Here is a 22650-nt window from a genome sequence, read left to right as displayed (position 1 = left end):
ACTATCAGAGCTAACAGGTAGGGCCCATAGCTCAGTGGGAGAGTGCCTCCTTTGCAAGGAGGATGCCCTGGGTTCGAATCCCAGTGGGTCCATGTTCGCGGGACGAAACCGGGTTCCTTAAGTGGTATCCGACACTCGTTCCGTTAACGACAAATGCACCATCCCGCGTTAAGCGGGGATGGGAAGGGTTGATTGCCACCTACCGCACATAGGTGAGCGTATGAGACTGTATGTACGTGCGATCCAGGCGCTCACTGGACCCGTTCATCGTGGTCCAGATTATTATCGTCGTGGCTACTGTGCCACGTGGTGAATAGCTCGGCTCAAGTGCCGATGAAGGACGTGCCAAGCTGCGATAAGCCTCGGGGACCCGCACGGAGGGGTTGAACCGAGGATTTCCGAATGGGAATCCCCTCAGCAATTGCATTACGCAATGGGGAACGTCCGGAACTGAAACATCTTAGTACGGATAGGAAAAGAAATCGAATGAGATGTCGTTAGTAACGGCGAGTGAACGCGACACAGTCCAAACCGAAGCCTTCGGGCAATGTGGTGTATGGACTGACCGTAATCAGTCAGCTGTCTGCGAGAAGTCTTCTGGAACGGAGCGCGATACAGGGTGAAAGCCCCGTATCGTAGACAGCAGACTGTGGGTCTGTTCCTGAGTAGCGGGGGTCGGAAATCCCTCGTCAATATGGCAGGCATCCACTGCCAAGACTAAATACAACTTGAGACCGATAGTGAACAAGTAGCGTGAGTGAACGCTGAAAAGCACCCTGAGAAAGGAGGTGCAATAGGGCTTGAAATCACGTGGCGATTGAGCGACGGAGCGTACAAGGCCGATTGTGAAACGACATGGAGGCGACTCCACAGTAGGAAACAATCGGAGCCGACGTTCCGTCGTACGTTTTGAAAAACGAGCCAGGGAGTGTGTCTGTATGACGAGTCTAACCCGAGTATCGGGGAAGGCGTAGGGAAACCGACATGGCCGCAGCATTGCGAGGGCCGCCGTGTTCAAGCGCGGGGAGTCATATGGATACGACCCGAATCCGAGCGATCTACGCGTGGGCAAGGTGAAGCATGGCGAAAGCTATGTGGAAGCCTGCTAGGGATGGTGTCCTACAATACCCTCCCGTGACCTGCGTGTAGGGGTGAAAGGCCCATCGAGCTCGGTAACAGCTGGTTCCAACCGAAACATGTCGAAGCATGACCTCTGCCGAGGTAGTCTGTCGGGTAGAGCGACCGATTGGAGTGTCCGCCTCCGAGAGGAGTCGGCGCTCCTGTCAAACTCCGAACCGACTGACGCTTTGGACGCAGGGAGTCCGGTGTGCGGGGTAAGCCTGTGCACCATGAGGGAGACAACCCAGAGCTGGGTTAAGGTCCCCAAATGTGGACTAAGTGCGATTGAAGGTGGTCCCGAGCCCTAGACAGCCGGGAGGTGAGCTTAGAAGCAGCTACCCTCCAAGAAAAGCGTGATAGCTTACCGGCCGAGGTTCGGGGCGCCCAAAATGATCGGGGCTCAAGTCCACTACCGAGACCTAGCGGCACGCCTTACGGCGTGATTCCGTAGGTTGGCGCTCCGGTCGGGTGGAAGTGCGGGCGAAAGCTCGTGTGGACCGACCGGTGACGAAAATCCTGGCCATAGTAGCAGCGATAGTCGGGTGACAATCCCGACGGCCGAACGGACAAGGGTTCCTCAGCAATGATCGTCAGCTGAGGGTTAGCCGGTCCTAAGTCTCGTCGCAATTCGAGCGAGACAAAAGGGGAACTGGTTAATATTCCAGTGCCGCTGTGCAGTAAACGCCGACGCTTTGGGGTCGTCCGAGCCGGGCCATCGCCCGGTCGAACCGTCAAAATTCGTGGAAGCCGTAATGGCACGAAGCGGATGAACGGCGGAATAGGGAAACTCGGATCAACCCAGAGCCCGTGAAAAGGCAAGCACAGTGTCCGTACCAAGATCCGACACAGGTGTCCGTGGCTGCAAACGCCAAGGCCTGTCGGGTACAACCGACGTTAGGGAATTCGGCAAATTAGTCCCGTAAGTTCGCGATAAGGGATGCCTGCCCCGGAAAGGGGCAGGTCGCAGTGACTCAGGCGCTCCGACTGTCTAGTAACAACATAGGTGACCGCAAATCCGAAAGGACTCGTACGGTCACTGAATCCTGCCCAGTGCGGGTATCTGAACACCCGGTACAACGGGACGAAGGACCCGTCAACGGCGGGGGTAACTATGACCCTCTTAAGGTAGCGTAGTACCTTGCCGCTTCAGTAGCGGCTTGCATGAATGGACCAACGAGAGCGTCACTGTCCCAACGTTGGGCCCGGTGAACTGTACGTTCCAGTGCGGAGTCTGGAGACCCCCAAGGGGAAGCGAAGACCCTATAGAGCTTTACTGCAGGCTGTTGCTGGGACATGGCCGCTGATGTGCAGGATAGGTAGAAGTCATTACCCAGGCGTCCGCTGCTAGCGGACCGCCGAGACACCCGTGAAATACTACCCGTCAGTGGCTGTGACCCTCACTCCGGGAGGAGGACACCGATAGCCAGGCAGTTTGACTGGGGCGGTACGCGCTCGAAATGATATCGAGCGCGCCCTAAGGCCATCTCATCCGGGTCAGGAATCCGGAGAAGAGCGCAAGAGCAAAAGATGGTCTGACAGTGTCCTACCTAACGAGGGACGCTGACGCGAAAGCGTGGTCTAGCGAACTCATTGGTCCCGCTTGATGCGGGCAATGACTGACAGAAAAGCTACCTTAGGGATAACAGAGTCGTCACCGGCAAGAGCACATATCGACCCGGTGGCTTGCTACCTCGATGTCGGTTCCCTCCATCCTGCCCGTGCAGCATCGGGCAAGGGTGAGGTTGTTCGCCTATTAAAGGAGGTCGTGAGCTGGGTTTAGACCGTCGTGAGACAGGTCGGCTGCTATCTATTGGGGGTGTTTGGTGTCTGATGTGAACGGCCGTATAGTACGAGAGGAACTACGGTTGGTCGCCACTAGTGTACCGGTTGTCCGAGAGGGCATGTGCCGGGCAGCTACGCGACACGGGGTAAGGGCTGAATGCATCTAAGCCCGAAACCCACATAGAAAAGAGACACCGTTGAGACCGCTTGTAAAAGACGAGTTCGATAGACTCGGGGTGTACGCACCGAGGCAACGAGGTGTTTAGCCCGCGAGAACTAACTGGTCAATGCCACACCATTCGTACTGGCCCGATGAACGGGTCCAGGCGTAAACTGGATCGCACGTATTTTGACCGATAGTGGTCTTCGCCTTCGGTTCGATTCCGTAGATCGGCATTAGGGCGGCCACAGCGGCGGGGTAACTCCCGTACCCATCCCGAACACGGAAGATAAGCCCGCCTGCGTTCCAGCGAGTACTGGAGTGCGAGAGCCTCTGGGAAAACTGACCCGCAAGGGTGGCCAAGTGCAGGTTGAGGTCTGCCAGCCACAGTACACGCAGGGTTCGTCCCGGTGGATCTGGCGACCAGGCTGTCGACACCTGTTACTGGTGGTTCGCCGCCTTTCCATTCATACTTCATTTCAATCATCGGATAGCGACGGTACTGACTTAAAATCGCTATCCTTATTCGTACACTCCGAGTAGAAGCATCTGCGCCAAGGTGGCAGAGTCCGGTTTACGCGGCCGCCTGCAGAGCGGCTACACGCCGGTTCAAATCCGGCCCTTGGCTTTCATTTTCGTTTCATTCATTTTTCACTATTCATAACAAGAGTGACATCTCTATCGGTTCAGGCTTGAGACGACGCATTCACGACAATCGGGTGCAGACTTCGAAATTCAACAGAAGCGCGTTATGTTCCAAAAATCACTCCCCGATTGGGGAGCAAATGGGTTCACTCATCAAAGAGACATCTGTGATCGGAGATCACTACCGACTTACCGAAGAGCTCACCAAGGAGCCCTCTGTTGTGTACGAGTACAATACCGAGAGAGTGGCTTCTCTGTTCATCCGCCAGACTGCGTCGATATCGAGGCGTCTCTAACCGAGTCTGTTCCAGTCGTGATTGGATGAGGTGTCGCCATTTGAAACAGCGATTACGCAACAATTGAATCCGGCCGGACAGTCTGCAACTCAGTATCGCGACTTCGATATCTCAACTTCGGTATCACAACACTGCATATCGAGTAACCTAGCCGCTGTGTCGATTCCACATCTGCTTTGCAAACTCGATATCCGATTGTTCCACTCCAAGAAGATACAGTACCAGTACGTAGATTAGCAAGCCAAAGACGCCACCAACCACGAGGAGCACCATTCCAGACAGCCACAGCGTCGGGAGAGAGAGTGCACCTGCAGCGCCGATACCCGCAACGATCGGTTTGTAGTACTCACGAGAAAAGGGCGTCAGTCCTTCGAGGTGTCTGATTTCGAGCCAGCGTGCGATATTCAAAGCACCAAGAATGCTCGCTGTTGCGAGTGCCGCTCCGACGAATCCGAACTGAAGGATGAAGTAGACGTTGAGCACGACGTTGAGGAGACCAAATCCCCAATGGTTGAGAAACGACACGTACTGGTGATCGGTCATCATGAGGAGGTAGTTGCTCGGGCCAACGCTTGCGTTCAGCAGCTGTCCGACGGCGAAGAGAGCGAGGACGGGTGCGCCGGGAACGTAATCTTGACCAAGGATCGCAAGCACATCACGAGCGTAGATGATCGCACCGAGCGTTGCAAAGAGTGAGACAGTGAACACCCATCGCGTAACCGTCGTATAGATCTCATTCAGCTCCGCCTGTTCACCGTCATCGTAGAGTCGAGATGCAATCGGAGCAAACAACTGGTTAACCCCTATCAGCGGAAGCGTGATCGCGCTCGACATAAGAAATGCGATATTGTAGAACCCAACCGCGCTCGATTCGATGAAGTAACCGACCATGAAGACGTCGATGCGGTTGTAGAGGATCGATCCGGCTTGCGAGAACATCAGCGGAAGCGAGTAGTTGTAATACGACGCAATCTCTCGTGTCGCCGAATTCCCCGACAGTCCTGCAAATGACGGACGGAGTGATGTTCGACGAAGCAAGAGATACACCCCAAGTGAGCACGCGAGGACACTGGCAACGACGAGTGCAGCGACCGTATCCAAGAGCGTATATCCGAGAAACAGGGCAAATGCAACCACGCAGATCCTGAGCCCTGGTCTGAGGATCTTTTGGAGCAGAATCTGTTCGGTGGGGAGTTCTAATCCACGAAATGTGCTACTGAACAGTCTGATGAGGGTGTCGAACGGTAGAATAATCGCGATAATTCGCATAACATCGACGAACAGCTCATGATTGAGTGTGTACTGGTTGATCGTCGGGGCGAGGACGAAAAGTCCGCCAGCAACGAGACAACTACCCACAACGGTGGACAGCGTCGACAAACCAAAGACCCAATTTTGCGTCGATTCGTCGTCGGAATACGCAGGGAGATACCGTAAGACGGCATTATCAGTTCCCATCCCCGCAAACGTCGTCGAAACAGTGATATATGAGTACGCGTACGAATAGACCCCATACAGCACTGGTCCAAGCGCTTTCGCTAAAAGAAAATTCAACACAAAGCCAGATGCCTTGTACAGAATCTCGCCAATAATGAAGATCGAGGCCCCGTCGACAATCGATTGTAACGACGACAGTTGACGCTCAGAGGCTGGTTGTTCGCTCACGTTCTAACACTCCTCCAGGTATCGAACTCCAAGCGTATCCGCGGATACATCACGAAGGTATCTACAGACGGCACGTGCGCCTGTCCCCTCAATGAAACAGTCTGTATACTCGGAAATTGAATGAGCGTCAGTGTGGCGGGCACCATTGAGGAGTAGTGTCAGAGCCCCACTGGGGGCGAGTTGATTGATTAGAATTAGAAAACAGAGCTTCATCTGGTCGGGCACCTCATACTGAGCGGAAAACACACTCGGACAGTAGGAAAGACTAGCGTTTTAATTCGCCATTTCTCTCCGAAGCGATATCGAATGGTTTCATGCCTCAACCGAGACAGCACAATTCAGTGTTATCCACGTACGATAGTATTTTCGGATAAATTCTTATGAATATATCTCACTCCTCGTCGTTCAGATCTTTCTCTAAGTGGTCGAGTCGATCTTCGAGATCATCGATGTGGGTCTGCTGTTCGATGAGCATCGAAACGAACGCTGCCCGTTCGATGTGCAGCGGATGTTCTATCTCACGCGCCTCCATATACGCTCTGCTCGCGGCTGCGTGTGCGTGAGCATGGTCGTGGAGTCGATCAAACACAATTCGATCGGCCTGACGAAGTTCGCTGCGATACGTATCCCACCGCGTATCCAGTACCTGTGACACCATACGGTCGTAGTTGCTCTCGTTTGTCAGTCGATGAGATTCGGACATCATCACGACTGCTACCACGGTGTCGTACATAGTGAAGACGGGGCGGTTTCCAGAAATACCGAAATACAATCCGATCCCGTTTTCGTTTCTACTGTGCCACAAAAGCAACCAAATTATCTATCTCGGGGTATCTTCCCCGCTCTCACCCTCATCGTCACCATCGTCGTCTTCTTCTTCCTCTTCGACGACGACGAGTCCACGATTGTTGACTGCGTACGGATCGAGACCGACCTCTTGTAGGAACTGCTTGTATTCGCGCTCACACCGCTCTGCGCTGATCTGCTTTTCAGACGCGCGGTCACACAGTTTGAGGAGATTCACAGGAACGTCGTTCGTATAGACGATCCAGTGGTTGATGAGATCGGAAAGTCGCCGGATAGGACTCGTGAAGTGACCGTATATCTCGAAGTTGAGGGCGTGGTGGCCGCCGAACGGGTCGTTCATATACTTCGCGCGAGGCATCACTTTCATCACCGCGCGCTGGATCTTTCGGAGCTGGCGGTCAGGCGCCTGTTCGAGCGTTGCGTTGACGGCTTTTCGTGGGTCGTCCCACGATCCACCGGGGATGGAGACACCGTCGAGTTCTTGAATTTCTCGGAGGGCCTCGTCCCACTCTTCAGGAGACGGTTGTGGGTGGACGCGATACATCGCTTCGACGCCACGGCTCCACATGAGCTCGTGCGTGACGGCCTTGTTTGCTTTTAGCATACACTCCTCGATGATAGTGTGGGCACGGTCACGGCTCGGGTTCAGCACGAGCGATCCGTCTGCCTTTCGCTGTTCGTGCATCTGCTCTGCGAGTTCATAGACGAGCGAACACTCCTCGTGCAACGGCGCGTCGGGATCGTCGAGACGATTTTCGCACTGTGTGTACGTCAGCCGTTCGTCCGAGTTGATGACAGATTTATAGATGTCGATGGATTCGTAGGTGAGCGTTTCGGGATCCAGATGCATCTCGACCGTGTGAGCGAGACGGTCTTCGTTGGGAACGAGAGAGCAAACCGTCTCTGCGAGCATTGGCGGAAGCATGTGGATGGTGTACGCAGGGAGATACACGGAGTTGCTGCGTTCGATTGCTTCTGCCCACATATTGCTATCCGGGTGGACATAGTGTGTGACATCGGCAATGTGCACCCACAGAATGTACTCTTCGTCGGTCCGTTCGATGCTGATTGCATCGTCAAAATCCTGTGCGTCGATGGGGTCGGTCGTCCACGTTGTCCGATCACGGAGATCAGCGCGGTCGTCGATTTCGGCTTGAATCTCTTCTTGGACACCGTCCGTCCGTTGTTCGGCTTCCTCTATCACTTCAGGCGGAAACGCATCACGGATCTCAAACTTCTCGAAGAGCTCCTCTCGCTTATTGTCGAGATGACGTGCAAGGTCTTCATCGATCGTGACTGGACCTTGCCCTTCGGCGGTTCCGGCGGCCGCTTGATTTTGTGAATCGGTCATAAATGGTGTACAGCAGTGGGACAGTTAGCCGTGTCGGGAGCGAGAGAGAATTGAAAGAAGGGACGACTGAGCACAGAACAGTATCTGTCGACATCACACCCGAAAAGTATTTGAATGTTATTCGACCGGTCCATATCGTTCCTTGACACGTTTGTTGTATCGGTGTACGAACTCTTCTTGGGTCATGCGAATTGGCTGTTCGATATCGATGAGGAGCGCCTCAAGTTCGTCGCGAGGCTGATGGTTAAGCTCACGGTAACAGGCCTTGCAGAGGTATTCAAATTCTTTTCCACTTCGGGACCATCGATCACCCTCCTTGTCGTACTCACGGGCGTCTGATCGGACGATCGTCAGCCCGCAGGCAATGCATGTCACATGTTCAGCCCGTCCCAGTCGCATTCCCCACATCAGTTGTAACTACACGCGCGTCGATACTTAGCTTTGCTCCACGCAATAACCGGTCCAATTCTTCCAGGATAAATGACTGATTATTGGGTTATTTTTGCCCAATTCGATCGAGGTCGGAGACGAACGCCGTGAGCATCTCACGAGTGACGTGTGGCATCATCACGATGCGAAGCTCTCCGGAACTCGTTTTCGAGATGCGCCAATCTCGATCGCGCAGCTTTCTGATCGTTTCGTGTGGGATATCGGCCGCTACGAGCGGGAGAACAGGATCGACGACTGCGTAGCCACGAGCAGAAAGCTCGTTTGCGAACCACTCTGCGTTCTCTTGTCCGGTTGTTGCCGCCTTGCGGTAGCCCTCGGGCCACAGCGCGTCCATCGCGCCAACAGCACTCGCAACACCCGCTCCACTGCGTGTTCCTGTGAGGGTTACTTGTGATGTAGATTCGAGATACGGCGTATCGATGGCGAGTGGATTGAGTAGTTCCTGCGTGCGTGCGAGCAGCCCACCGGCGGGGACGACCGCTTGGCCCATCTTGTGGGGGTCAATGGTCATCGTATCGATTGGTGCGTGCGCGAAGTTCCACTCGTGGCCCGTGAACGGGAGCACGAATCCGCCCCACGCAGCATCGACGTGACAGAGTGCATCGTACTCGTGAGCAAGTGTAGCGATGTCGGGAATGGGATCGACACGACCGTATTCGGTCGTCCCGGCAACACCAACCATCAACACCGTCTCCTCGTCGGCAAGCGCGGCCATCGCGTCTGTATCGACGCGGTAGTCTGTGAGTGGTGCGCGTCGGAGCTCGATACCAAGCACGTCAGCTGCTTTTGTGAAGCTGAAGTGAGCACTTTCGGGGACAACGACGTTCGGTGACGTGACGTCTCTGTGAGTGCGGGCGCGATTGCGAGCAATACGGACCGCCTGAATATTCGCCTCTGTGCCGCCAGATGCGATATAGCCCCCAGCAGACGGATGGCCAGCTACCGCTCCGAGCATGCCAATGGCTTTCTCTTCGAGCGCCGCGACAGTTTCATACGTACCAGGATCACCGGGATTCGTCGTCAGAAAGCGTTCTGCCGCTGTGCGGGCCTTTGGGTGGGGCACCGTACACATCGATGAGAGAACGCGAGCGAAATCCTGCGGTTCGGCCCGCTGCATGGCTTCCTTTCCCTGCTCTTGCGTTTATCCATTGCGTTATCGATAGCGGATATTTCTGAACGAAACAACTTCGATGAGCGAGGGATCGACTCACGACCGTCTTTTCGACTCGGGTGACTCGTTCGTAGATCCGACGTGTTCGATCGCATACTGTATGGTGAGAAACTGCTGTCCGAACAGCCACATTTCGTGCTGTGCAACGAGTGCCGTGTCGTCGGTACGGAGCGTTGTCGGTGCCTGTGGTGCATCCACTGACGCTGGCCAAACACGAAAATCCTCACACATTGGGAGGCGAACAGGGAGGTGTGGTGTGATGAGATAGAGTCCTTTATTGCCCTGTTCATCCCGCGTTCGTGAGGAAAGCCGGATCCCCGCACTATCGACGTCGGTTTCGATTGTGTCCATCCACAAGAGAGCCGATAAATTGCACCACGGCAAGGGGAGTCCGATGTTCATGTACGTTTCACCATCGTGTTCGTGCGTTGCGTAGGCAGCGACGAACACTGCATTTCCCGTCTCTGTGTCTGTCCGAATCCACGCCCGAACGCCTGTTCGTCCGTCAACTGAGTCGTCGATATCGACGATTTGACTGTCTGTCCGCTGGGAATTTGCTCCTACGGGGAGATCGAGCTGCTCGATTCGCATAGTCAACCGCTTTGCAAGACGCGCGCCCGTCCGAAAGCCAGGGTGCCACGTCGCTTTATAGCGCAACTCGTACTCGGCTGTGTGTTCGTAGAACGTTCGGATCGCTGGGTGGACAGCCCCGGAATCAAAATCAGGACGATCGTACGCGGCCAAATCGTCCATCTGACCGCTCGGCGACAATGGGCCGACGATCCCGTTCCGTTCGAGGTAATCCGCTCCGACGCGACCGTCAGCAGTGAGCGAACTGAATGGAGCGTGGCACACTGAGTACGATGCCGGCACAGCGACGCGCCAGCCGACCGCGCCGCACAGCGCGAATCCAAGTGCGTTCAAGTGCCCGTGAAACGCAACCATCGTTCCGATCTGCAATCCAGCGAGTGTTCGCCCGAGAAACTCCGAAAGTCCGTAGCCAAACGCGAACACCATCGATGCCGCGATAGCAAGCGAGGAAACCGTTAGTGCTGCCTGTTGGAACCGATTCGTGCGTGCGGGAACGATGGCGAGGAGTGTGACTAGCGCGAACGCAACCACGCCAACGGTGAGCGCGGTCACAGCCACGACTTCGACCAGTGGCGACAGCGTGATTCCAGCAGCGATCAACCCGGGACCGAACACGATCGTCACGACCGAGAACGTGTAGATACGACGCCAGACGCCGTTTGAAAGCGCTCGTCCGGCGATACCGGCCAGAAGCGGCAAGACGAATCCCGCGTAATGAAAGTGAATGCCTGTAAAAAAGACGATCGGATCGCCAAATCCCAGCGGATTCATTCCCAACCGACTGATTAGCAGCCAGCAGCTACCGACAGTGATGTACAACAGACCAGCGTCGATACTCAGCTCCGAAAGCGGTTCGGGCCCGCGTGGGAGGAGCCGTTCGAGTCCCCAGAGCGCCATCGAGAGCGTAACAGCCCCCCACGGGACAATCAACATTCCGGCGAGAACACCGTGGTCGAGCGCAAACGAGGCGGTGACGAGAAGCGCACCGATCGGTTGACCAAGAACGGCACACCAGTACCAGCGCGAGCTAGTCTCACGCCCACCCTCAGCTGGGATCATCCCGAGCAAAAGCGGGACGAGTACTAACGGGGCGAGCAAGAGGAGCAGTTCGAGCCGTCGGAACGGCCCACCAACCACTATCGCGAGCCACATTGCCCCTCCGATAACGGCGCTTCCGTCGCTCACTCTCTGTGGATGAAAACCGAGTCGGGAGGCGTTCATTGCCGACCACTCGGGAGGCTGCTGTGGCGAACTGGTTCATCGGTAGGGGGTTCATCGCGCCACTCGTTGTCGAAGACTCCTTGGTAGCCAAAAACGTGACCGGCCAGTGGATTCGTGATGGATGCTGCGACACGAAATCGGCCCGCATACTCGTCGTACCAGTCCTGCAGGATTGCATTGGCTGCAAGCGGTGTCGGTACGCTGATAAACCGATCACCGAACCGGATCCACTGCTCACCGATCTCGATGACGAGTCCGCCGTCCGCGACCGAGAGGTGAATGTCGGCGACGAGTCGTCCGTCACGCCCGAGGAACTCGGTAATGCACTCTCGTTCTGGGTTCCAGCGCATCGTATCGTCGAACCGGCGTGGAGGGTCGGTCTCGAAGCGCCGCTGAAGTCGTAGCGCCTCGTTTCCGTCCGTGTCGATGAACGCCTCGGATTTGATTTCGAATGGAATGTCGGTTCCGCTCTCGGGAAAAAGGACGTTTTGGGTCGTACCGAGCCACAACACGGGTAGCGCGAGCACATTGTGCGTGAGTTGGCTCATCCGCCCCGTTCCGATGGCCACGCTGTCGTCAGCACTGAGACCGTACCGCTCGCGGATCTGGGGGTGTAGTTCCGTCCAGTCGCTTCCGACTGCCCGTTCGAACAGTGATGTCACGCACAGCCTCCAGTAATGAAGCCGTTACATTCATCCATACAATATCTTTCAGCCAGATATTAATTAATCGGCTGGAATTCAATTTGACGGACACTAGTGTAGGCAGATCAATGTTCGGAAGGCGAAAGCATCATTCTGTGCTGGAGCAAATTTCTGTGTCTCCACGTCCACTCATACTTTTTCGAGCGCCGCTCGATACTGAACCGCATCGTCACGCGCACTCGGATGCCGTCTGGTTTCGCTCACCTTCCATCCGGTTCCGACCGTCGCTTCTCGAAGCCGATCAGGCGAGAACAACCGAAACAGCAACGGTTCGCTCAGAGCACCTTCGTACTCGAACTGCTGTATCCGGTAGGCAAGCCCCGCTGTGGGATCGTGGCGGTAATGGGGCGGATCGACGGCTGCGAGCCAGTCTGGGTGGTACGAATCGAGAACCGCCGTTGCTTCAGGCATCGTCACGAATGCAAGGTCACCGAGGAACTGTCGCAACCCTTGCATCGAACCTGCGAGCCCCACTTGTGTCCCGATTGCAAGCGCCGATCGAAAGCGCTCACGTTTGAACTCGTCTCTAAGCGAAAACATGCTTGCACGACGCGCGTCAGTGACGCCCCGATCACGCATCGTTTCGACGAGATGCTCGCTCGTATCGATGGCGACTGTCTCGAACTGATCTTGGAAATAGAGGGCCTGTCGCCCCGTTCCAGCACCCATATCGAGCAATGGACCATCGAGCCACGACACGACCCATTCGCTGTCTGTTCCAGTGGGAGTGAACTCGTTGAGGTAGAGCGATTCTAACTGAGTGTGCTCGGTACCGTAGTTTCCGTGACGGTCGAGCAGTGGCTCCTCTCGTTGATCGTGATACGCATCTCGAATCGCACGACCATATGGGTCGGACATACGATGTGGTATCACACCTCTATTGTAATAACGCTGCAATGAGGCTGTGTAGCATTTACACGGAACTAAAACAGAAAGCAAATTAAAAGAAGATTCAGCCGTCGAATCCCGCTACCTCAATTGTCAGAATAGATCCAGTTATTCCTGTCGAACGGCTTCGAGCAGGAGTTTCTGTTCGACGCGTTTGACTTCGTGTTGGACATCACGAACTGCGTCGATGTTTGCGCTGATTGAGCTAACGCCCTCGTTAACGAGATAGCGGACCATCTGTGGCTTCGACCCGGCTTGTCCACAGATACTCGTATCGATGTCGTTCTCGCGGCACGCTTTGATGGTGTTGCCGATGAGTTTCAATACTGCTGGGTGGAGTTCGTCGAACCTGTTGGCGACGTTCTCGTTGTTCCGGTCGACCGCCAGCGTGTACTGTGTGAGATCGTTCGTTCCAAAGGAGGCAAACGAGATCCCGGCGTCGGCCATCTCATCAACACAGAGCGCGCTCGCTGGCGTTTCGATCATCACACCCCACGTGCGTTTCTGGGGATCGATACCGACCTCCTCCATGAGCGACTTCGCCTGATACACATCCTCGACATCGTTTACAAGCGGGAACATGATCTCGACGTTGTCATACCCCATCTCGAAGAGTCGTCGGAACGCTTCGAGTTCGTGTTTGAAGACGCCGATCTGATCTAAGCTCCGGCGGATGCCGCGGTACCCGAGCATCGGGTTGTGTTCGTTTGGCTCGTCTTCACCGCCCTCCAGTTGTCGGAACTCATCTGTCGGGGCATCGAGCGAGCGAACACGTACTGGACGCGGATAGAACTCATCCGCCACGCCACGAACGCCGCTCACGATTTCCTCGATGTATTCATCAGCGCCGTGGTCTCGAATGTATCGATCTGGCGTCTTGTTCGTCGAGAGGATCATGTGCTCCAATCGGAGCAATCCGACCCCATCGGCACCGGTGACAGCCGCACGGTGAGCCGCTTCTGGGATAGAGACGTTCACCTTGACCTCTGTCGCCGTCATCGGTTTGACGGGACTCTGTGGCCTGACGTCCTCGTACGGTTCTCGTTCTTCTGCGCCTTCGGTCGATCCTTCTCGAATGGTCCCCTTATCGCCGTCGATCGTGATGACCTGTCCGTCTGACAGTTGTGTGGTTGCACCCCCAGAGCCGACGACAGCAGGGACGCCGAGTTCTCTCGAAACGATCGCCGCGTGTGATGTCATTCCGCCCTCGTCGGTCACGATGCCCGCGGCCCGCTTCATCGCCGGGACCATGTCTGGCGTCGTCATCTCGGTGATGATGATGTCGCCCTCACCGACTTTGTCGAGCTGATCGAGTTTCGTCACGATGCGAACTGGACCAGATGCAACACCGGGACTCGCTCCAAGACCCTTCAGAAGAACGTCTTCGCTGCCGCGTCGTTCCTGTTCGAGACCGCTTCCGTCCGTCGCTTCTGCTGTTCGAGCAGACGAGGCATCTGTGCTCTGCTCTTTGATAGTCGTGATCGGCCGCGATTGGAGCATGAACACTTCACCGTCAATAGTTGCCCATTCAACGTCTTGTGGTGTGCCGTAATGATCTTCGACCCGTCTTCCAAGCTCGACGAGACGGGCAATCTCGTCGTCGGTTAGAACACGAACATTTCGTTTCTCGTCGGGTACGTCTCGTTCTACGGTTTTGCCCGTCTCCGTGTCTTTGACGTGCATCACCTTCTTGTCGGCGACGGTGACGGTGGTCGCTTCGGCAGTTGCGGGATCGACGACGTAGTTGTCAGGTGAGACGGAGCCAGAAACGACAGCCTCACCGAGTCCCCACGCAGCCTCGATAATGATCTGGTCCTCACCAGTCGATGGGTGGCTCGTGAACATGACGCCACTCTTCTCTGCGTCGACCATCTGCTGGACGACGACAGCGATATCCACCCGATCGTGATCGAAGCCCTGTTCCTCGCGGTAGTAGATTGCCCGTTTGGTGAACAACGATGCCCAGCATCGTTTCACCCGATCGAGCAGATCCTCACGCGTGATGTTTAGGAACGTCTCCTGTTGTCCAGCGAAACTCGCATCCGGCAAGTCCTCCGCTGTCGCCGAAGAGCGGACGGCAACAAACGCCTCGCCGTCTCCCACCTCGTCGTACGCGTCGAGGATGCCATCTGCGATGTCATCCGGAAGCTCCGTATCGAGGATGAGGTCCTCGGCAGCTTGCTCGGCGTCGGCGAGCGCGGACGAGTCGTCCGGATCGATATCGACTGCCTCGAACAACTCGTCATCGATACCCGCCTGCTCGATGAACGACCGGTACGTACCTGCCGTTACCACGAACCCCGATGGAACTGGAAGTCCTGCTCCCGTGAGTTCGCCGAGCGACGCCCCTTTCCCGCCGACGGAATCGAGGTCGTCGGACCCGATAGTATCCAGCCAGAGTACAGCCATTGCGTATTCGAAAGGTCGACAAGGCCAATAAAGAACCTTCCGACCGACGCAAGAATAATTAACTCGAAAATGGGTTATGTATTGTACATAGCGGTGATGTACGGACAGTTTACGGATATTCGTAACAGGTGAAATTCATCGATAGAGTGGCGTAATAAGAGGCAAACCACCGCAATACAACCGTATTAGTACGAATCACTATCGACTATATTTTTTCCAGCACTCCTCATGAGCACTCGTGAGTTACTGACTGTTGGTCTGTCGTTGGTAGACAGTAATACACATCCTACTGGAAACGACCGAGCAGATAGACTGCTTCTTCAACTTTGGGGAGTGGAGTGCTTGAACTCGTGTTCGTGTTTCTGCTTATTGAGCGGGATCGAACGATCTGTGCGGTGTGTTCTGATGGTCGGACGGTTCTGATAATTCTTATCCGTTCTGCGTGGTGAGGGAGAATTAACATGAGTGATCTCCCCGACGACTTCAAATGTACACTCACTACTTGGGATTACATCTACAGTCTCTGTCGTGACGTCTCACAGCAGGTCACGACGGCGGATTTCGAGCCTGATGTCATCGTTGCGTTGGCGCGCGGTGGTTGGTTCGCCGGACGGTGTCTCTGTGATTTCCTTGGATTGGACGACCTCGCGAGTCTCAAGATGGAACACTACGTTGGGACCGCCCAGAAGACCGGCGAGCCACAAGTTCGGTATCCGATGCCCGAGGGGAGCGTCGATGGTAAGGATGTGCTCATCATCGATGATATCGCCGATACGGGCGGATCGATTCGCCGTGCCCACGAATACGTCACCGAACGCGATCCTGGCGAAGTCCGTACCGGAACGCTCCAGTTGCTCGGTACGAGCGAATTCGAACCTGATTTCGTCGGCGAACGACTCGAAGAGTGGGCGTGGGTCATCTATCCATGGAACTTCATCGAGGATATGATTGATCTCACCAGCGGTGTCATGGATGAGGCTGATCAGGAGACCTTCACTCGCCATGATATCCGCCACTACCTCAGCGAGTACCACCAGATCGACCGAATTGAGATGGAGATCGCACAGCCCAACCGGTTGGGGGAAGTGCTTCACGAGATGGAGCGTCGTGACCTCATCGAACACGATACCGGTGCGTGGCGGTTGTTGGAGTAACGGAGCGAGGCATCCGATTTCGGCCGTTCTTGTTTCGTCCTCGATCGCTTCCCGGTACCGTTATTGTCGGCCCACCTAGAGCAATGGTATGACCGTCGGATTCATCGGTGGGAGTGGTATTTACGAGTCGCTCGACATTGAGGACGTCCGCGAGGAGCGGGTAGAGACACCCTATGGCGAACCGAGCGCTCCAATCACGATCGGAACGCTGGCGGGCACGGAGATCGCGTTCCTTCCGCGTCACGGACGGAACCACCAGTACTCGCCGACTGAGGTTCCGTACCGCGCAAACATCCACGCGTTAAAGCAGATCGGCGTTGAGCGCATTCTTTCCAGTAACGCTGTTGGGAGCCTCCGCGAGGATCTTCCACCACAGACACTCGTCATTCCCGACCAAGTGTTCGATCGAACGAGCCACCGCTGCTCCTCGTTTTTCGAAGGCGGTGTCGTCGCTCACACGAGTTTTGCGGAGCCGTACTGTCCACACGTGGCATCACATCTTGCCGCGTGTGCGGACGCGACCGATGCGACCGTCGTTGATGAGGGAACTTACGTTTGTATCGAAGGACCACAGTTTTCGACTCGCGCTGAGAGCGAGTTCTATCGCGCCAACAACTGGGACGTTATTGGCATGACGGCCATCCCGGAAGCGAAGCTCGCACGCGAGGCTGAACTGTGTTATGCGACCGTTACCGGCGTCACCGACTACGATGTCTGGAAGCAAGACGCCGAAGTCACTCTCGAAGAAGTGCTTGGAAACGCCGCCGCAAACGAACAATCGATCAAACAGCTCATCGAGCGCGCGATCGAGACCCTCCCAGACGAACGCGACTGTGACTGCGGGCAGACACTTGAAGGAGCGATCAACACACCGAGTGACGCGATTCCAGACGAAACGAGAGAGCGCATCGATCTGCTCGCGGGAGAGTATCTGTAGTTTTTCTCATCTTTTTCTTGAAACTATCTCGATGCGCGAAGAAAAGCTGACACTGAACCACTGAGGAACAACACAATCTGATAACTACCGGGTGAGGTAGTTACTTTCTACCCTCACGGACGTACATGAGTGCTTTCGCCAATTCCTGTGGATCGACACGCCCCTCCGTTTCTTCCAACCGCTCTCTGATTCGGTCGGGTGTCATAATCTATCATGGGAATTAATCTCACATAAATCTTTCGGAGGTTTAGCACGAGCAATTATAATTTGTGTATCCGAATATTAGTCTGCGATAGCCTCTTCTGCTGCTCGCGTGGCTGGGTTTTGAATCCAGAGATCGGAAAACAGCTCATCCTGTTGGAGTTGGATCTGTCCACGGTGGGCAAGAAAGAGGAGTGCAAGGAACGTTTCCACTCGTGAGCCCCCCGCAGCCTCGATCTCAGCGTACAGCACCTCGTCACGACCGCGGTCGTACTGTTTCCGGAGCGCCTGATAGACGTCCTGAATCGTCGTCTCAATGTCCTCGCCATGCGTTGTGCCAGTGACATCGGTCTCTGTCGGCTCGTCATCCATCCGGAGGTCGTCGCCAGACCGGTAATCGAGTGTCTGTGTCCCGCGCGTGAACCCGCGTGGAGAATCACTGGTGTTGTATGTACGCGACTCTTTCCAACGCGATCCACGCTCGCGCTCGCGGAGTTCTCGCACGAGCTCGTCGAGGGTACGCGGCACTCCGCGGGCGCGCTTGCGGTCAAGTCGTCGCTCCATCTCCTGTTCGAGTGCGTCGAACGGACTCGAATCATCCGGCACGCCCTCAGCTGGAGCGTTCCACGCAGGATCCTCCCACTCTTCTGCTTCTTCTTCGTCTGGCTCGTCGAGAGCATCGCTTTTCATCCGCAGAAGGACACTCGCGTAGAACAGTGCCCGCCCCCCGGCACGGAGATCTGCCTCATCGAGCGCAGAAAGAAACGTGTCAGTGACCTCAACAATGTCGATATCCCACGGTTCGATCTCCCCGCGCTCTGCGAGCTGGACGAGTAGTTCGACTGGTTCGACCTCCCCTGCATCGCTGTCGGCTCGATCATCACTGTCATCTTCGTCCGTTCCAGCTTCTGTTCTATCCGTCTCCGTTGTCTTGGTGATGATACCACCGACGTGTTCAGTCATCTGCAGGTACCTCCGTGCTCAAGTCGATTCCCGTTACTGCACTGATGTTGTTCTGTTGCATGGTGACGCCGATGGCTCGTTCGGAGCGTTCGAGCAGCGCTGACCGGTGTGAGACGACGACGAACTGCGCATTGCCAGCAAGTTCATCGATGAGTTCACCGACGGCGTCAGCGTTTGCCGCATCGAGGAATGCATCGACCTCATCGAGCGCGTAGAATGGCGCGGGATTGTACCGTTGGATGGCGAAAATGAAGGCGAGTGCTGTCAACGATTTCTCACCGCCTGACATCGCCGCGAGCCGCTGTACCGGCTTATCACCCGGCTGTGCTTTCATCGTCAGACCGCCTTCGAACGGGTCTGCTTCATCTTCGAGGAACAGTGTCCCCGAGCCGTCGGACAGCCGAGCGAATATGTCTTCGAACTGTCTGTTGATACCTTCGTAGGCGTCCATGAACGTCGCCTTCTTCTTCGCCTCGAACTCCTCGATGCGTGTCTCGATACCGTTGCGCTCTTCGAGGAGCGTTTCGCGTTTCTCTTCGAGTTCAGCGAGCTCCTCCGAAACACGATCGTACTCGTCGATAGCGAGCATATTGACCGGCTCTAACGACTCCATCTCTTGTTCTAACCGTTCTATCTCGCGTTCGAGTTCGTCGTGGTCGGGTATTTCTTCGGGGTCGTACGCGCCGACCTGCGCCGATAGCTCGTCAATTTCCCAATCGAGTCGTTCTGCGGTCTGACGGAGCGACTCGAGTCGGCTTTCGGTCTCATCGACTTGCTCTTTTGTCTGCTCGTATGCCGTACGCGCTTCACCGAGCGTCTCTTTTAGCTCCGTTCGTTCCTCTTTGAGTTCGGCAAGCTCGGCTTCGAGATCGGCCACTTGCTCGCGTTTGTCCGCCAACCGAACTTCGTTCTCTTCGATTTCGCTCTTCAGCGTTTCGATGCGTTCGTTCGCCTTTGTCTTGCGCTCTTGGGCCGTTTCGATCTCCTGTTCGAGTGAATCGATGGCTTCCTCGGCGTACTGTTTTTCCAGCTGTAGTTCGTTCAGCTCATCGTCGATTTCTCTCGTTTCGTCTTCGAGGTCAGCGATCGTCTCGCGGAGAGCTTCAGCCTGCTCTGTGAGTTCTGCGACTTCCGAGGACCGAAGCTCAGCTTCGAGATCGTCGATTTCGGCTTCGATCTCCTCGACGGTTGCCTCTTTTTCAGCGATTTTCTCGTCGATCGCTTCCATACGTTCGCCAACGTCTTCGCGTTCTGCCTCGATTTCAGAGAGCGCGTTTTTCTTCTCCTCGATGCGTTCTTGGATCGTTTCAATGCGCTCGTCGATTCCTTCAATCTCGTTCTGGATATCACGCACTTGATCGGTCGCGTTCGATTGTCGCTCTCGGGCGTCGTCCAGCCGCGATTCGACCGCGCGAAGTTCTTCACGAACCGACTGTCGTTGGTCTTCGAGTTCGGTAATGCGCTCTGCGACCTGTTCAAGACGGCCCGTACTGGACGAAAACGAATAGCGCGTCCCTTTTTTCGAGCCGCCGGTCATCGCACCGCTTTTCTCGACGAGATCACCGGACAGCGTGACGAGGCGGAACTCGCCCATCAGTTCGCGTGCAGTTTCGAGGTCCTCAACAACGAGGGTATCACCGAGCACGTAGGAGAACACTCCTGCGTAGCGACGATCGAACTCGACGAGGTTGTACGCGAAATCGACCACTCCGTCGTGATCCGGACAGCTTGGAACTGAGCGCCGCTGCATCTGTGAGATGGGAAGAAACGTCGCTCGTCCCGCGTTGCGCGATTTCAGGTGATCGATACAACGCTGACCGATACCGTCGTCATCGACGACGACGTGTGCGAGCCGTCCGCCGGCGGCAGTTTCACAGGCTGTTGCATAGCGACCCGCAACACTTCCCAGCTGACCGACTGTCCCATGAATTCCATCGAGTCCGCTGTTGAGGATCGTCGAAACCGCCCGGCCATACGAGCTATCGCCACTCTCTCCTGCTTTCGCTTCGAGTTCTGCGTACTCCTGCTGTGCCGCGTTTAGCTCGTCGTCGATCTCGTCGAGTTCGTCCTGATACGCGTATTTTTCGTCCCGGAGATCGTTTACCGCCGACTGTATGGTCGATTTGTTTTCTTTGGCGGCTTCGAGTTCTGCCACGACGTCGGCGCGTTTGGCCTCAAGCTCTGGAATCTCCTCTCTTAACGCCTCGATGTCGGACTGAAGTTCGCGCTGTTCGTTCGATCGCCGACGAGCCTCATCGAGCAGCCGATCCTGCTCGCGCTGGCTATCGTTTTTCTCAGATTTCGCCGTTTCGAGCCGGTCTCTCGCGTCAGCGAGATCGTTTTTCAGTTGGTCGTATTCCGTGTCGACTGCCTCGATCTCGCGTTCGACCTCGGAGAGTTCCGATTCTTTCTGTTGAATTTCGGCTTTAAGCGAGGATTTTTCGACTTTTCCGTTCTTGATTTTCGCGGCGAGATCATCGACCGTCTCCTGCTTGCGATCGATTTTCACAAACGCTTGGCTGCGCTTTTGCTCTGCTTCCTCAATGCGCTCTTTGGCGCTTTCGATGGCGTCCTCCTGCCGGGCGATTTCACCCTTGATCTCCTCAATTTCGTGTTTGACGCGCAACTGCTCGTCCTCGCCCGTGCGTTCGATTTCGGCGTTTAGGTCTGCGAGATCTTCTTCGAGCCGGGTAACTGTCTGCTGGCGTTCTTCGAGCGCGCGTTGGCGCTCTTCGAGCGTCTCCTCTGCCTCGTCTATCCGTTGTTGTGTCGTTTCGAGACGCGCACGCTTGTCTTCGAGCTCTGCAGCTTTGAGATAGCCCTCGTACTCGCTCTTTTCGTCTTTGAGCTCTTGATACCGGAGCGCAGTCGTTCGCTCGTCTTCGAGTTGGTCCTGCCGTTCTTGTTTCTCTTCGATCCGAAGATCGGCTTCGTCGACCCGCTCTCGGACTACCGCCAGCTCTTCTAGTGCATCCTCTTTTCGAGCATCGAACTCCGCGACGCCTGCGATCTCATCGATGATCTGGCGGCGGGCGTGCGGGGTCATGTTGATAATCTCGGTTACGTCGCCCTGCATGACGACGTTGTACCCCTCAGGCGTGACGCCGACTTGCGAGAGGAGATCTTGAATGTCTGACAGGTTGACGGAGCGGCCGTTGAGGTAGTAGTAAGAGTAGTAGTTTTCCTCAGTCTGCTTGACCCGGCGCTTGACGTTGATCTCTTCGGTGTCACCGACATTGTCGGTGCCCGCAGCACTGACGACCTGCGAGCGCGAGATCTCACCATCGCTGTTGTCGAGAATGACTTCGACCTGTGCCTCACGTTCGCCCGTCACTGTCGTACCGTCGTCGTCTGGATTGTAGATGAGATCTGTGAGCTTCTCTGCACGGATTCCGGACGTGCGCGCTAGTCCAAGTGCGAATAGAACCGAATCGATGATATTCGATTTCCCCGACCCGTTAGGACCGCTAATGGTCGTGAAGTTCTCGTAGAAGGGAATTCGCGTCTTGCGTCCGAAGCTCTTGAAATTATCCAGGACGAGTTCTTTGATGTGCATCGGTGGTGTTGTGATTTCGGGGTTCCACCCGACGGTCCCGGCTTATGCGACGATGATCTCGTCGCCCGTGAGATCCGTATTCGTGTTCTCCTCCGATTCGTCCTCGTGGGTGTTATCACTGTCGTCTTCTTCCGAGAACGGCCGATACGACGGTGACGATGACGACGGAGATGACGATGAAGTTGAAGATGAAGATGATGCCGAAGATGTAGCGGCTGCTGTTTCGCCGCTGATGTTGTCATCGACGTGTTCTTCCAGTTCACCAAGACGCTGTTTGCATTCGAGTAGTTCGTCTGTCAATCCAGTGACTGTCGCTTCTAACTCTCGAACGCGTGTTTCGAGCTCTTCAACGCGATTGCCACTTCCCATATGCACTAGCGGCCGCGCAAGGCGTATAAGCTTACGTCAGACATATATATGTCTTCCATTAAATCCGGACTACCATCGGAACCCATTATTATCATCAAACAGAATAGTTGATGTTGATGGACTGATCGAAAGACGTCCGATAATTTCTATATTCCTCGAAACGAACGGCGTTAGCTCTATGTTCGCTAATCAGGATCTACGGAATCGCCAG

Annotated in this window: 14 protein-coding genes, 2 tRNA genes and 2 rRNA genes; 6 read left to right on the top strand and 12 right to left on the bottom strand. The window is 55.5% G+C overall.

Annotated elements, in window-relative coordinates; genetic code table 11:
* The first annotated feature begins 20 nt into the window (after positions 1 to 20).
* The 4 genes from MW898_RS15815 (at position 21) to MW898_RS15800 (ending at position 3689) form a co-directional block, all read left to right on the top strand.
* A tRNA-Ala gene (locus MW898_RS15815) sits at positions 21 to 92 on the top strand.
* 193 nt (positions 93 to 285) lie between these two features.
* Positions 286 to 3200, top strand: a 23S ribosomal RNA gene (locus MW898_RS15810).
* Positions 3201 to 3298: 98 nt separating this feature from the next.
* Positions 3299 to 3417, top strand: a 5S ribosomal RNA gene (gene rrf / locus MW898_RS15805).
* 197 nt (positions 3418 to 3614) lie between these two features.
* A tRNA-Cys gene (locus MW898_RS15800) sits at positions 3615 to 3689 on the top strand.
* Positions 3690 to 4149: 460 nt separating this feature from the next.
* On the opposite strand, the gene MW898_RS15795 is transcribed toward MW898_RS15800, so the two are convergent.
* The 9 genes from MW898_RS15795 to ppsA form a co-directional block, all read right to left on the bottom strand.
* Complete coding sequence (locus MW898_RS15795) at positions 4150 to 5667, bottom strand: flippase (RefSeq protein WP_248908727.1); 1518 nt, start codon at positions 5665 to 5667, stop codon at positions 4150 to 4152.
* Between the two features lie 391 nt (positions 5668 to 6058).
* Complete coding sequence (locus MW898_RS15790) at positions 6059 to 6400, bottom strand: DUF8156 family protein (protein WP_248908726.1); 342 nt, start codon at positions 6398 to 6400, stop codon at positions 6059 to 6061.
* Between the two features lie 87 nt (positions 6401 to 6487).
* On the bottom strand, positions 6488 to 7825 hold the full coding sequence (locus MW898_RS15785; protein ID WP_248908725.1) for an RNB domain-containing ribonuclease: 1338 nt from the start codon (positions 7823 to 7825) through the stop codon (positions 6488 to 6490).
* Between the two features lie 117 nt (positions 7826 to 7942).
* A complete protein-coding gene (locus tag MW898_RS15780) occupies positions 7943 to 8233 on the bottom strand; it encodes a DUF7562 family protein (protein ID WP_248908724.1) in 291 nt (96 codons plus the stop codon).
* An 88-nt stretch (positions 8234 to 8321) separates the two neighbouring features.
* Entirely contained in the window at positions 8322 to 9392 is a 1071-nt protein-coding gene (gene mfnA / locus MW898_RS15775; protein WP_248908723.1) for a tyrosine decarboxylase MfnA, read from the bottom strand.
* A 90-nt stretch (positions 9393 to 9482) separates the two neighbouring features.
* Complete coding sequence (locus MW898_RS15770) at positions 9483 to 11258, bottom strand: YndJ family protein (protein WP_248908722.1); 1776 nt, start codon at positions 11256 to 11258, stop codon at positions 9483 to 9485.
* Positions 11255 to 11920 carry a DUF4166 domain-containing protein gene (locus MW898_RS15765; protein ID WP_248908721.1) on the bottom strand — a complete coding sequence of 222 codons (666 nt, stop codon included), beginning with the start codon at positions 11918 to 11920 and terminating at the stop codon, positions 11255 to 11257. The genes MW898_RS15770 and MW898_RS15765 overlap by 4 nt, the downstream gene beginning before the upstream one ends.
* Positions 11921 to 12091: 171 nt before the next feature.
* On the bottom strand, positions 12092 to 12820 hold the full coding sequence (locus tag MW898_RS15760) for a class I SAM-dependent methyltransferase (RefSeq protein ID WP_248908720.1): 729 nt from the start codon (positions 12818 to 12820) through the stop codon (positions 12092 to 12094).
* 138 nt (positions 12821 to 12958) lie between these two features.
* Positions 12959 to 15259: a phosphoenolpyruvate synthase gene (ppsA, locus tag MW898_RS15755; protein WP_248908719.1), complete on the bottom strand. Its 2301-nt coding sequence runs from the start codon at positions 15257 to 15259 to the stop codon at positions 12959 to 12961.
* Positions 15260 to 15720: 461 nt separating this feature from the next.
* On the opposite strand from ppsA, the gene MW898_RS15750 reads away from it, so the two are divergent.
* Together MW898_RS15750 and mtnP are read left to right on the top strand one after the other, a co-directional pair.
* On the top strand, positions 15721 to 16413 hold the full coding sequence (locus MW898_RS15750) for a phosphoribosyltransferase (RefSeq protein WP_248908718.1): 693 nt from the start codon (positions 15721 to 15723) through the stop codon (positions 16411 to 16413).
* A gap of 88 nt (positions 16414 to 16501) precedes the next feature.
* The gene (gene mtnP, locus MW898_RS15745) at positions 16502 to 17350 is read left to right on the top strand and encodes an S-methyl-5'-thioadenosine phosphorylase (RefSeq protein ID WP_248908717.1); all 849 of its coding nucleotides are present in this window, start codon (positions 16502 to 16504) and stop codon (positions 17348 to 17350) included.
* Between the two features lie 282 nt (positions 17351 to 17632).
* Here mtnP and MW898_RS15740 read toward each other — a convergent pair whose 3' ends face one another.
* Genes MW898_RS15740 through MW898_RS15730 form a run of 3 tightly spaced genes read right to left on the bottom strand, consistent with a single transcriptional unit; the run spans position 17633 to position 22439 of the window.
* Positions 17633 to 18514, bottom strand: coding sequence for a segregation and condensation protein A (locus MW898_RS15740; protein ID WP_248908716.1), 882 nt, complete (start codon positions 18512 to 18514; stop codon positions 17633 to 17635).
* Positions 18507 to 22070: a chromosome segregation protein SMC gene (gene smc, locus MW898_RS15735; RefSeq protein ID WP_248908715.1), complete on the bottom strand. Its 3564-nt coding sequence runs from the start codon at positions 22068 to 22070 to the stop codon at positions 18507 to 18509. Before smc ends, MW898_RS15740 begins: the two co-directional genes overlap by 8 nt.
* Positions 22071 to 22112: 42 nt before the next feature.
* Entirely contained in the window at positions 22113 to 22439 is a 327-nt protein-coding gene (locus MW898_RS15730) for a DUF7518 family protein (RefSeq protein WP_248908714.1), read from the bottom strand.
* Positions 22440 to 22650 lie beyond the last annotated feature (211 nt).

Origin of the sequence: Halocatena marina (genome assembly GCF_023276375.1) — an archaeon.
GTDB classification, from domain to species: domain Archaea; phylum Halobacteriota; class Halobacteria; order Halobacteriales; family Haloarculaceae; genus Halocatena; species Halocatena marina.
Note: the sequence above shows the minus strand (reverse complement) of the source record. Positions and strands in the feature narration are given on the sequence as shown.

Bases quoted from the DNA above. Each gene is read 5' to 3' on its own strand.
- MW898_RS15760 (WP_248908720.1), bottom strand. From the start codon at position 12,820: ATGTCCGACCCATATGGTCGTGCGATTCGAGATGCGTATCACGATCAA.
- mtnP (WP_248908717.1), top strand. From the start codon at position 16,502: ATGACCGTCGGATTCATCGGTGGGAGTGGTATTTACGAGTCGCTCGAC.
- MW898_RS15750 (WP_248908718.1), top strand. From the start codon at position 15,721: ATGAGTGATCTCCCCGACGACTTCAAATGTACACTCACTACTTGGGAT.
- MW898_RS15785 (WP_248908725.1), bottom strand. From the start codon at position 7,825: ATGACCGATTCACAAAATCAAGCGGCCGCCGGAACCGCCGAAGGGCAA.
- ppsA (WP_248908719.1), bottom strand. From the start codon at position 15,259: ATGGCTGTACTCTGGCTGGATACTATCGGGTCCGACGACCTCGATTCC.
- mfnA (WP_248908723.1), bottom strand. From the start codon at position 9,392: ATGCAGCGGGCCGAACCGCAGGATTTCGCTCGCGTTCTCTCATCGATG.
- MW898_RS15790 (WP_248908726.1), bottom strand. From the start codon at position 6,400: ATGTACGACACCGTGGTAGCAGTCGTGATGATGTCCGAATCTCATCGA.
- smc (WP_248908715.1), bottom strand. From the start codon at position 22,070: ATGCACATCAAAGAACTCGTCCTGGATAATTTCAAGAGCTTCGGACGC.
- MW898_RS15730 (WP_248908714.1), bottom strand. From the start codon at position 22,439: ATGGGAAGTGGCAATCGCGTTGAAGAGCTCGAAACACGCGTTCGAGAG.
- MW898_RS15770 (WP_248908722.1), bottom strand. From the start codon at position 11,258: ATGAACGCCTCCCGACTCGGTTTTCATCCACAGAGAGTGAGCGACGGA.
- MW898_RS15780 (WP_248908724.1), bottom strand. From the start codon at position 8,233: ATGTGGGGAATGCGACTGGGACGGGCTGAACATGTGACATGCATTGCC.
- MW898_RS15740 (WP_248908716.1), bottom strand. From the start codon at position 18,514: ATGACTGAACACGTCGGTGGTATCATCACCAAGACAACGGAGACGGAT.